The sequence below is a fragment of the Candidatus Pelagibacter communis genome, from assembly GCF_001179845.1.
GTDB lineage: Bacteria > Pseudomonadota > Alphaproteobacteria > Pelagibacterales > Pelagibacteraceae > Pelagibacter > Pelagibacter ubique_Q.
On record NZ_CVSB01000045.1, the window covers coordinates 85,457 to 96,846 of the forward strand.

The 11,390-nt window shown below is 29.1% G+C and carries 14 protein-coding genes; 13 read left to right on the forward strand and 1 reads right to left on the reverse strand.

Features of this window, described 5'->3' with window-relative positions:
• Positions 1-1,959: a transketolase gene (gene tkt, locus AMN81_RS04665; RefSeq protein WP_072090915.1), complete on the reverse strand. Its 1,959-nt coding sequence runs from the start codon at positions 1,957-1,959 to the stop codon at positions 1-3.
• Between the two features lie 53 nt (positions 1,960-2,012).
• On the opposite strand from tkt, the gene AMN81_RS04670 reads away from it, so the two are divergent.
• From AMN81_RS04670 to tilS, 13 genes are all read left to right on the forward strand, one after another.
• A complete protein-coding gene (locus AMN81_RS04670) occupies positions 2,013-2,336 on the forward strand; it encodes a 5-formyltetrahydrofolate cyclo-ligase (RefSeq protein ID WP_072090916.1) in 324 nt (107 codons plus the stop codon).
• Positions 2,324-2,770: a cell division protein ZapA gene (gene zapA / locus AMN81_RS04675; protein WP_023854316.1), complete on the forward strand. Its 447-nt coding sequence runs from the start codon at positions 2,324-2,326 to the stop codon at positions 2,768-2,770. The genes AMN81_RS04670 and zapA overlap by 13 nt, the downstream gene beginning before the upstream one ends.
• 4 nt (positions 2,771-2,774) lie before the next feature.
• Entirely contained in the window at positions 2,775-3,320 is a 546-nt protein-coding gene (locus tag AMN81_RS04680; protein ID WP_072090917.1) for a 5-formyltetrahydrofolate cyclo-ligase, read from the forward strand.
• The gene (locus AMN81_RS04685; RefSeq protein WP_072090918.1) at positions 3,317-4,120 is read left to right on the forward strand and encodes a TIGR00282 family metallophosphoesterase; all 804 of its coding nucleotides are present in this window, start codon (positions 3,317-3,319) and stop codon (positions 4,118-4,120) included. Before AMN81_RS04680 ends, AMN81_RS04685 begins: the two co-directional genes overlap by 4 nt.
• 5 nt (positions 4,121-4,125) lie before the next feature.
• Positions 4,126-4,851: a YebC/PmpR family DNA-binding transcriptional regulator gene (locus AMN81_RS04690; protein ID WP_072090919.1), complete on the forward strand. Its 726-nt coding sequence runs from the start codon at positions 4,126-4,128 to the stop codon at positions 4,849-4,851.
• Complete coding sequence (locus tag AMN81_RS04695; RefSeq protein WP_072090920.1) at positions 4,851-5,345, forward strand: RuvC family protein; 495 nt, start codon at positions 4,851-4,853, stop codon at positions 5,343-5,345. The genes AMN81_RS04690 and AMN81_RS04695 overlap by 1 nt, the downstream gene beginning before the upstream one ends.
• 53 nt (positions 5,346-5,398) lie before the next feature.
• Complete coding sequence (gene tolQ, locus AMN81_RS04700) at positions 5,399-6,073, forward strand: protein TolQ (RefSeq protein WP_072090921.1); 675 nt, start codon at positions 5,399-5,401, stop codon at positions 6,071-6,073.
• A gap of 3 nt (positions 6,074-6,076) precedes the next feature.
• Entirely contained in the window at positions 6,077-6,493 is a 417-nt protein-coding gene (gene tolR / locus AMN81_RS04705) for a protein TolR (RefSeq protein WP_023854310.1), read from the forward strand.
• Between the two features lie 5 nt (positions 6,494-6,498).
• Positions 6,499-7,362: a cell envelope biogenesis protein TolA gene (locus tag AMN81_RS04710; protein WP_072090922.1), complete on the forward strand. Its 864-nt coding sequence runs from the start codon at positions 6,499-6,501 to the stop codon at positions 7,360-7,362.
• A 9-nt stretch (positions 7,363-7,371) separates the two neighbouring features.
• Entirely contained in the window at positions 7,372-8,712 is a 1,341-nt protein-coding gene (gene tolB, locus AMN81_RS04715) for a Tol-Pal system beta propeller repeat protein TolB (RefSeq protein ID WP_072090923.1), read from the forward strand.
• 98 nt (positions 8,713-8,810) lie between these two features.
• Positions 8,811-9,299: a peptidoglycan-associated lipoprotein Pal gene (gene pal, locus AMN81_RS04720; RefSeq protein ID WP_102133214.1), complete on the forward strand. Its 489-nt coding sequence runs from the start codon at positions 8,811-8,813 to the stop codon at positions 9,297-9,299.
• An 83-nt stretch (positions 9,300-9,382) separates the two neighbouring features.
• Positions 9,383-10,390 (forward strand): tol-pal system protein YbgF, encoded by a 1,008-nt coding sequence (gene ybgF / locus AMN81_RS04725; protein WP_072090925.1) that lies wholly within the window; start codon positions 9,383-9,385, stop codon positions 10,388-10,390.
• Positions 10,350-11,378, forward strand: a complete 1,029-nt coding sequence (gene tilS / locus AMN81_RS04730) for a tRNA lysidine(34) synthetase TilS (RefSeq protein WP_072090926.1) — start codon at positions 10,350-10,352, stop codon at positions 11,376-11,378. The genes ybgF and tilS overlap by 41 nt, the downstream gene beginning before the upstream one ends.
• Positions 11,379-11,390 lie beyond the last annotated feature (12 nt).

Consider the following 11,390-nt stretch of genomic DNA (forward strand, 5'->3'; position numbering starts at 1 on the left):
TTATTTATTTAATAATTTTTTAGTGATTTTTTTAATGTTTGTACTTTCTAGTCCAAAATATTTATAAATATCTTTATAGGGTGCACTTTTTCCGAATTCATCAATTCCAAAAGCAATACCGTTATCACCTACATATTTTTTCCAACAATCGCTTGATCCAGCTTCAATGGATATTTTAAATTTTGTTTCTTCTAAAACTTTATTTTTATAAGATTTTGATTGTAATTCAAAAAGTTCCATACAAGGCATTGATATCACCTTGGAATATATTTTATCTTTGGCTAATTTATGGCTAACCTCTAATGCTAGATTAACTTCAGATCCACTCGCTAATATTGTTAGATTAATTTTTTTATTTGTTCTTAAAACCTCATAAGCACCTAATGAGCATAAGTTTTTATTTGGGTATGTTTTTCTCACTGGATTTAAATTTTGTCTTGTTAAAGATAGTACGCTAGGTGTTTTTGAGCTTTTTAATGCATGTTCCCAACACTCGATAGTTTCAATTCTATCAGCAGGTCTGAATACATTTAGGTTAGGTATAGCCCGTAAGCCCGAAAGCTGTTCTATAGGTTGATGGGTAGGACCATCTTCTCCAAGCCCAATAGAGTCATGAGTCATTACATAAATGACTCTTTTTTTCATCAAGGCAGACAATCTGATCGAAGGTTTGCAATAATCAGAAAATATTAAAAAAGTACCTCCATAAGGAATTAGATTACTGTGAAGTGCGATACCATTCATAACTCCACTCATTGCGTGTTCTCTCACTCCATAGTGAATGTAGTCACCAGTAAAATCTCCTGGTTTAATTATTTTATGGTTTTTAGTTTTTGTATTATTTGATCCCGCTAAATCAGCAGAGCCACCAATTAAATTATTTTTTTGTTTTGTTAATGCATTCAATGTCATTTCTGAACATTTTCTAGTAGCTAAATTTTTTGGCTCCTTTATTGCATTCTCTTTTTCTTTCTTAAGCACCGTAGTAAAGTTATTTTTTAAAGTTTGATTAAATTTTATTTTTTTTCTTTTTAATGCTTTGTTCCATTTTTTTTCTAAAATTTCACCTCTTTCGCCAATTTTTCTCCATTTGTTTAAAATGTGATTTGGGATATCAAAAGGTTTGGTTTTCCAATTTAAGGCTTTTCTTACAAGCTTGATTTCATTTACTCCCAATGGACTTCCATGGGACGATGCTTTTCCTGATTTATTCGGTGAACCATATCCAATCTTTGTTTTACAAGAAATCACAGTAGGTTTTTTAGCTTTTTGAACTTTTTTTAGTGCTTTAAAAATTTCTTTTTCATTATGACCGTTGATAGAAATATAATCCCAACCATATCCTTCAAATCTTTTTTTAAAATTATCTGAAACTGCGAGATTTGTTGGACCATCAATGGAAATTGAATTGTTATCAAATAGCATAACTAAATTTTTAAGTTTTAAATGTCCTGCTAAACTCATCGCTTCATGACTTATTCCTTCCATTAAGCATCCATCTCCAGCTAAAACATAAGTTTTGTGATTAATTAAATCTTTACCTATTTTATTTTTTAAAATTTCTTCAGCTATTGCAAAACCAACTGCATTAGATATACCTTGTCCAAGAGGACCTGTTGTAGTTTCAATACCTGTTTTCGGATGATATTCAGGATGTCCAGCACAAATAGAATTAAGCTGCCTGAATTTTTTAATATTATTAATTGATATGCTTTTATATCCAGTTAGGTAAAGCAAAGAATATAAAAGCATAGAACCATGACCAGCAGACAAAACAAATCTATCTCTATTTAACCAATCTGGATTCTTTGGATTAAATCTTAAAAAATTTTTGAATAACACTGTTGCAACATCTGCCATACCCATTGGCATTCCTGGGTGACCTGAATTTGCTTTTTGAACAGCATCAATTGATAAAAATCTGATGCAATTAGCTAAATCATTGTGTAGTTTGCTCAAAATTATCCTGACTAGACTAAGAAGAATCTATTTAATAATATAAATATATATATATGAATTCTATAAACGAAAAAGAAAAAAAATTAAATATTGCATTAGAGGAATTAAAAAATTTAGATCTAACAAATCCTGAATTACAAAAAAATATCGAAAATTTAAGCACAAAACAAAATCAATTAGAAATTGAAAAAACAAAGATTGAAGAAAAATATAAAACGTTGCTTGAGGAACATGAAAATTTATCAAAAAAACTTGAGGATTTAATAAATAAAGAAAAGCTGGAAGAAAGAAAACAAATCGAATTTTCTGAAAAAATTGACGAACTTAATCAAGAAACTGACACACTATTGGATGAAATAGATAAATGGCAAATGTAAGTATAAAATTTAACAATAAAGAGTTTTTGCTCGCTTGTGAAGATGGACAAGAGGAGCACTTAGAAGAATTGTTAATTCAGATTAACAAAAAGTTTAATAATTTAAAAAATGATTTGGGAAATCTAGGCGAAAATAAATTATTATTAATTACAGCTGTAAAAATAATGGATGAATATTACGAAACTAAGAAAAAAGTAGATCAAAAAAAAGAAGAATTAAATGATCTATCAAAAAAATTTAAAGAACTAAAATCTTTAATTTACGATTATAGGGATACAAAAGAATCTGAAATTGAAAAACTAAATCTTGATCACGAAAATTTAAAACAAGAAATTGACGATAATCAAAAAAAATACGAAAATTTAATTGATGAAGCTGCGGATCAAATATCAAATTTTGTAAAAAAAGCAAAATTAGAAAACATTTCAAAGTAGGTCTGTGAGCAAATCTAAGCTAAGAAGTAAAATTTTAAATCTTAGAAAAAAAAATTCGAATAAAAAACTTAGTCTCAATCCTGACAGAATTTATCGATTTTTAAATAAAAATAAAATTAATTTCAAAAATGTAGGAGGGTATTACCCTTGTAATTATGAAATTGATGACTTGGATACGCTTTATTTTTTAAGAAACAAAAAGGCAAATATTTCCTTACCAATAATTAGAGAAAATAACCAAATGGATTTTTTTGAATGGACAAATAAAGATCCTTTAAAAATTAATAAGTATGGAATTGCTGAGCCAACTTTAGGAAAGAAAATTTACCCAGATATAATATTTGTTCCTTTAGTAGCTTATGATGATGATTTGAATAGACTGGGCTATGGTGGAGGATTTTATGATCGTTATTTAGAAAAAGTATCTAAAATTAAAAAAATATTTAAAATTGGATTAGGATTTTCATACCAGGAGATAAAAAAAATACCTATCAATAAGTATGATAAAAAACTTGATTTAATAATAACCGAGAAAAAAATTATACAATGAGAATTTTATTTTTAGGAGATGTTGTTGGAATTTCAGGATGTTCAAAATTAACAAGTAATTTATTAAATGAAATTGACAAAAATAAAATCGATTTTGTAATAGTAAACGGTGAAAATGCAGCAGTTCAAGGTGTAGGGCTAACTAAAGAAATATGTAAGGATTTTTTTAATTGTGGAGTTGATGTTATTACAACCGGCAATCATGTTTGGGATCAAAAAGAAATTATGGAATTTATTGATAAAGAAGAAAGATTATTAAGACCTAAGAATTTATTTGAACCTGCACCAGGAAAAGGTTTTCAGATTTATAAAATAAAGAATGATATAAAAATTGGAGTTCTTAATCTGATGGGCAACGTTTTTATGAAAAAGTGTGAAGATGTTTTTGAAGCTTCTCAAAAATTTTTAAAAGAAAATGAAATGAAAAAGGATTTTGATTTACTTGTAGTTGATTTCCATGGTGAAATTACTAGCGAAAAAAATGCTATAGGACATCTATTTGATGGAAAGGCAACTCTAGTGGTTGGAACCCATACTCATATCCCAACAAATGATGCCAGAATACTTAATAATGGCACTGGATATCAAACCGATGCAGGTATGTGTGGGGATTATGACTCAGTGATTGGAATGAATAAAGAAAATTCCTTGAATAGATTTTTAAAAAAGAATTCAGTGAAACACTTTCCTGCTACTGGAGATGCTACTTTGTGTGGTGTTATAGTAGATTGTGATATAAAAACAGGTTTAGCAATAGACATCAAAAGCTATGTATACGGAGATCAACTAAAAAATATTTAAAGATCATGGCAGGACATTCACATTGGGCAGGAATAAAACATAAAAAAGGTAAGGCTGATAAGCAAAGATCAAAGATATTTTCAAAATTATCTAAAGAGATTACTGTTGCAGCAAAACTTGGTGACAAAGATCCAGCAATGAACCCTAGACTAAGATCTGCAGTACAGGCTGCTAGATCTGCAAATATGCCTAAAGATAATATTGAAAGAGCAATAGATAAATCTTCTGCAGCTACAGGAGCAAATTTTGAAAATTTAAGATACGAGGGGTTTGGACCAGAAAAGATTGCTGTTATAATTGAAACTTTAACAGACAACAAAAATAGGACCGCATCAAATATTAGAACTATTTTTCAAAAAAGTGGTGGGAGTTTAGGAACTCAAGGTTCAGCATCTCACAATTTTCAACAATTGGGTATAATCAAAATTGATAAAAAAGAGATATCTGATGAAAAAATTTTAGATTTAGCGATTGAGTCAGGAGCTGATGAATGTTTTTCTTATGAGGATTATCATGAGGTTCAGTGTCAAATGAGCGAAATATATAATGTAAAAAAAAATCTTGAGAAAATTATTGTGAATTTTATTTCTACAGAAATTGAATGGGTCCCATTAAATAGTGTTGAGGTAAATAAAGAAAATAAAGATAATGTTGTAGATTTTTTAGAAACTCTTGAGGAAGATGACGATGTTCAGAACGTTTATTCAAACGTTAATTTAGGAGGTATTTAATGATGATTATTGGAATTGATCCAGGCATATCAGGTTCAATCTGTTTTTTTCAAGATGGTATAATAAAAGACGTAATTGAAATGCCAACCATGACAGATGGTAAGAAGAATAAAAGACAAGTAAATAGTGCTCAAATATTTAATGAAATTAGTGAAAGGATAAACAAATTTGATAAAAAAAACATAAAAGTTGTAATTGAACAAGTTTCTGCAATGCCTGGACAAGGCGTTACTAGCATGTTTAATTTTGGTCAATCTTTTGGTATTTTAAAAGGAATATGCAGCGCAATGCATTTACCTGTTTATTATGTTAGGCCTGCTAAGTGGAAAAAATATTTTAACCTTATTAATTCAGAAAAAGATGCGAGCAGAACAAGAGCTATTGAAATTTTTCCATATTTTTCATCACAATTGTCAAAAAAAAAAGATAACAACAAGGCAGATGCTATTCTAATAGCTAGTTTTTTCTACGAAACTTATCAAAAAGAGGAATAATCAATTTAAATTAAAAGACAAAATCATGACACATTTACGTGTGATGAGTAAGTATGGAAGCAGATATAGCAGCAAAAGCAGTTGAATTAGGAACAAATACTGATTTTTCATTATTCAGTTTATTTTTTAGAGCAGACATAATTGTTAAGTCTGTAATGATTATATTAATATTGTGCTCAATATATTCTTGGGCTGTAATTATTGAAAAGTTTCGTTTATTTAAAAAAATAACTAAATCTTCAGAAGAATTTGAAGAAAAATTTTGGAATTCTAAATCTGCCGAAACTTTTTACAATAGTTTACCTAGTAAACTTGAGGATCCAATGTCACTTGTGTTTCAAGATGCAATGGAAGGTTTACTTAAAAAAAAAACAAGAACTAACATTAGTGAAAGAATGAGCGCTTCTCTAGAAGCTGGAATTGAAAAACAAATGACAAAAATTGAAAAAGGTTTTACTTTTTTGGCAACAGTAGGTTCAACAGCACCATTTATTGGTTTGTTTGGAACTGTTTGGGGAATTATGAATTCTTTTCAATCTATAGCTATTTCAAGAAACACAAGTCTTGCGATAGTTGCGCCGGGGATAGCCGAAGCTTTATTTGCAACTGCTCTTGGTTTGTTGGCTGCAATACCAGCAGTAGTTGCTTACAACAAATTTAATAATGACTCTAAAAAATATTCTGAAAAATTAGAAAACTTCTCTAAAAGATTTTTAACTATAATCTAAAAAATGGCTTTTAAATTTAATCGCTCATCAAAAGAACCTATGAGTGAAATAAATGTTACTCCATTCGTTGATGTTATGTTGGTATTATTAATTATATTTATGGTAACAGCACCATTATTAACGGTAGGTGTTCAAGTTGATTTACCAGAAAGTTCGGCAGACTCTTTACCTGAAGAAACAGAACCTTTAACGTTGTCAATTAACGCAAAAGGTGAAATTTTTATTCAAGAAGCAAAAGTTGAATACGATAATATTATTGCAAAAGTTTTAGCCGTTTCAAAAAATAGAACTGATACCAGAATTTATGTTAGAGGTGATAAAACTATAAATTATGGGAGAGTTTTAGAAATAATGGGATTACTATCAGGATCTGGTTTTACTAAAGTAGCATTGATTTCAGAACCGTATAAACAAAGGTAATTAAAGTGAATAGAAGTTTAATTATTTCTTCTGTTTTGCATGCTTTGTTAATTTTTATTACAGCTATGAGTTTACCTTTTTTGGCAAAGAAACCACTTGATATTCCACCAATCGTATCGGTTGAGTTAATTCAAATAGCAGAAAAAACCAATATTCCATTTGCACCTAAGGCTAAAAAAATAATTGAGAAAGTAAAAGAGAAAGAAAAAAAACTTGTTTCAGAGCAAGCTCCACCAAAAAAAATAGAAAAAACGAAAACAAAAACTGTTCTGGCTCCTGATCAAAATAATAAAAAAATAGAGAATGAAACACCAGAGGCAATTCCACTTCCAGATAAAACTTTAAAAAAGGTTGAAACAAAAGAGGAAAAAAAACAAAATCCTGAAAAAGTAGATGATGAAGTTAAACAAGTATCAGAATTTGAAAAAAAAGATTTGTTTGATCCAAATAATATTGCTGCTTTAATTGATAAATCAAAAGAAGAGAGTGCAGAAGTTTTAAAAACAAATGATGACATTACTCAAGATCAAGAAAGAAATGTAGAAAACACAGGTCTTACACTAAGCGAAGAGGATGCTCTTAAGGCTCAAATATTTGGGTGCTGGAGTATTCCATTAGGATTACCATACAATGAAAATTTATTGGTAAGAATAAAGTTAAAATTAAAACCTGATGGAACAGTATCAAAAACAGAAATTTTGGACCATGCAAGAATGAATAAACCAGGCCAAGGATTTTACAAGGTTTTAGCAGAAAGTGCTTTGAGAGCTGTCAAGTTATGCCAACCATTAAGAGTTCCAACAACTGGATATGAAAGATGGAAAGAATTACAATTAAATTTTGATGCAAGAGAGATGTTAGAAGGGTAGTATATTTAAATGACAAAAAAAATTTTAATATTATTATTTATATTAATACCTATCAAAGCAAATGCTTTAATTGAAGTTGATATAACTAGGGGAAATTTAAATCCACTTCCATTAGCAGTTTCTCCCCTATCAATTGATGAAGAATCTAGAAAAGGTTTTGAAAAAATACTTAAAAAAGAAAATATTGGCTCCGAGATATCAAATATCGTTGAGAATAATTTGAGAACATCAGGATTATTTAATCCTCTAGACAAAAAGGCTTTTTTACAAGCTCCTGATATTGCAAATTTAAAACCCAGATTTGAAGATTGGAATTTAATTAAAGCTCAAGCACTTATTACTGGTAAAGTAAATTATGTTGACGATAAATTAAGAGTTGAGTTTCGATTATGGGACGTTTTAGCTGCTAAAGAAATGATGGCTTTAGCTTTTACCACAGTTCCTAATAATTGGAGAAGAGTAGGGCATATTATTTCTGATAAGGTTTACGAAAGGCTGACTGGAGAAAAAGGTTATTTTGATACAAGAATAATTTATGTCTCAGAAGAAGGACCAAAAACACAAAGAATAAAAAAATTAGCAATCATGGATCAAGACGGAGCTAATAATAAATTTTTGACATTAGGGAATGAGTTAGTTTTAACACCACGATTTAACCCAGCAAGTCAAATGGTAACATATTTGTCTTACTTTAAAAATATGCCAAGGGTTTATTTATTAGATATAGAAACTGGTACACAAGAGGTAGTTGGAGATTTTCCTGGAATGACATTTGCACCACGTTTTTCACCTGACGGGAAAAAAATAATTATGAGTTTTGCTAAAGACGGAAAGTCAGATATTTACACTATGGATTTAGAAAATAGAATTGTTGAAAAAATTACCAATCATCCATCAATTGACACCTCCCCATCTTATTCTCCTGATGGAAAATATATTACATTTAATTCTGACAGAAGTGGTTATCAGCAAATTTATGTAATGAAGAATGATGGAAGTGATGTAAAAAGAATTTCTTTTGGTAACGGTTTATATGGAACACCTGTATGGTCTCCGAGAGGAGATTTAATTGCATTTACAAAATTACATAAAGGAAAATTTTATATAGGCGTAATGAGAACCGATGGTAGTGGTGAAAGACTGTTAACTGAAAATTATTATCAGGAAGCACCATCTTGGTCTCCAAATGGAAGGGTATTAATATTTTATAGAGAGACAAAAACTAACTCCAAAGGAGAAGGCTTTTCAGCAAAATTGTGGTCTATAGATTTAACGGGTTATAATGAGAGGGAAATAAAGACACCAACAGATGCTTCAGACCCATCATGGTCATCTTTATTAAGCAATTAAGAGATTAATTTCTGTAAATTTCTTGATTTTTACACTTGAAACCTCTATTTAGTTGTGAAAAAGTCAAGAAATTGAAATTAGCAGCAAGGAGCAATTTAATGAGATTAAACAAAATTTTAAAAAACACACTTTTAGTGTTAATGGCTTGTTTAGCACTTACAGCCTGTGCAACAAAAAAAGAAGTTTCAAATGTTCAAGGTCAAATGCAAGGTGATGTTTACACTGGAACAGATACGGTTGAGTATCTTGCAGACGGTGTTCCAGACAGAGTATTCTTTGCAACAAACGAGTCTATATTAACAACAGCTTCAAGAGAAACTTTAAGAGCACAAGCTGGTTGGTTAAGAAAAAATCCAAGCATCAATGTAGTGCTTGAAGGACACGCTGATGAAAGAGGAACTAGGGAATATAACTTAGCGCTTGGTGAAAGAAGAGCTAACGCAGCTAAAGATTATTTAATGACTTATGGTATTTCATCTGACAGAATAACTGTTTTAAGTTATGGTAAAGAGAGACCAGTTGATTCTGGTTCAAACCCATTAGCTTGGTCAAAAAACAGAAGATCAGTAACTGTTAAAGCAAATTAATAATTTAAAATTTAAGACCCTAAAACCTTTATTGGATTTAGGGTCTTTTTTTTGCCATTTTTATAATCATAAATCTAATTTAAATGATGCTCATATTTAAATTAGTAATTTTAAAATTATTTTTAATCTTAAATTTCGTTTTTATTAATATTTCTTTTGCAGATAACCATAATATTTATGAAACATTAGAAATAATAAAAAATGATCTTAAAACTCTTGAAAGAGCGGTTTATTCTGGATCTATAGAAGTGAAAGCAAGTACTAATGATAGTTCAGTTTCAAACTTGGACCAAAACTCAGAAGATGTTTTAACTAGACATCTATTAAAATTGTCAGAAGTTGAGGATCAGTTTAGAGAACTTACTAATAAATTTGAAGAAATAAATTTTAAGTTAGACAAATTATCTACCCGTGTTTCAAAAATTCAAGCAGATAACCAAATAAGATTTCAAGATATAGAGACAAACATTAGCTCTGGAAATATAAGTAGCGTAGAAAATCAATTAAGCTCAAAACCTAAGACTGATGAACAAAAAGTTTTACCTGGTAGTTCACAGCCCCAAGATTTAGGAACAATTTCATATAAAGATACAGAGACAAACGAAACTTCACAACAAATTCAATCTGTAGATACTACAGCTTCAATTGTAACAGAAACTTTTCAGTCTGAAGAAAAAATACTTCCTCAAGATTTAAATCCAGTGGAGCAATATGAATTTGCAACAAGTTTTTTAAAAGTTGGAGATTACAGTACAGCAGAAAGAGCTTTTAGAGAATTTGTTTTATCTAACCATGATCATGAGTTAGCGGGTAGTGCACAATACTGGTATGCAGAAACATTCAGAATTAGACAATTATATACAGATGCAGCTTCTGCTTATTTAGAGGGTTACCAAAAATATCCTAAAGGAAAAAAAGCTCCAATTAATCTTTTAAAACTTGGAGTATCAATGGTTCAAATTGGTGAAAAAGACCAAGGATGTAAAATGATAAATGGTGTAGAATTACAATATCCTAATGCAAATCAGTCCGTAATACAAAAAGCAAAATATGAGTCCAAAAAATTTGAATGCATCAAACAAGACTCATAAGTTTTTATTAAATCAATTAAAAGATAAACAAACTTCTAAAATTTATAAAAAATTTGAAGAAAATCTTAAATTAAATGAGGATTTTATAGTTGCGGTTTCTGGTGGACCAGACAGTCTAGCTTTATGTTTTTTATCAAAAATTTATTCGATTAAAAAACATCTAAAAGTAAAATATTTACACGTTGATCATAAACTTAGAAATAATTCAACAAAAGAGGCAAAATTTGTAAAATTACTTCTAAAAAAATTATCTACTAATCTTGAGATTTTAAACTGGGTTGGAAAAAAACCAAAAAGCAACATCCAATCTATTGCAAGAGATAAAAGATATGCACTGATGATAAACAAGGCAAAAATATTAAAAATAAATAATATTTTATTAGCTCATCATAAAGATGACTTAATGGAGAATTTTTTTATTAGAATTTTAAGAGGCAGCGGTTTAAATGGCATGGTGTCATTTGATCAAAGAACCAACCTACAAAATATTAATTTGATAAGACCTTTGCTAAAATTTTCTAAAAAAAATTTAGAACATATTACCAAAAAAGTTTTTAAAAATTATGTTGAAGATCCCTCCAATAAAAATGATGAATTTAAAAGAGTAAAAATTAGAAATTTTATAAAAAACTTGGAATCAGAGGGATTGGATAATGATAAATTTAGTCTAACGATTAAAAATTTAAAATTTGCTAACGAGTCAATTAAATACTTTGTAGAAAAAAATTTAAAAGACAATTCTACAATTTCAAATATGAATAAGTCTGTTATTTTGAATAAAAGTTTTTTTCTTCAACCAGAAGAAGTAGTTTTTAGGTCTCTAACAGAAGTGTTACAATCTGTTGGTAAAAAATACTACCCAGTAAGAGGAAAAAAAATTGATAACTTAATTTATCGAATTAAAAATGATAACTCATTCATGACCACTTTAGGAAACTGTGTAATAAAGAAGGTAAATAATTCAGTTTTAGTATCAAAAGAGCGTTAAAGTTGATGAAAT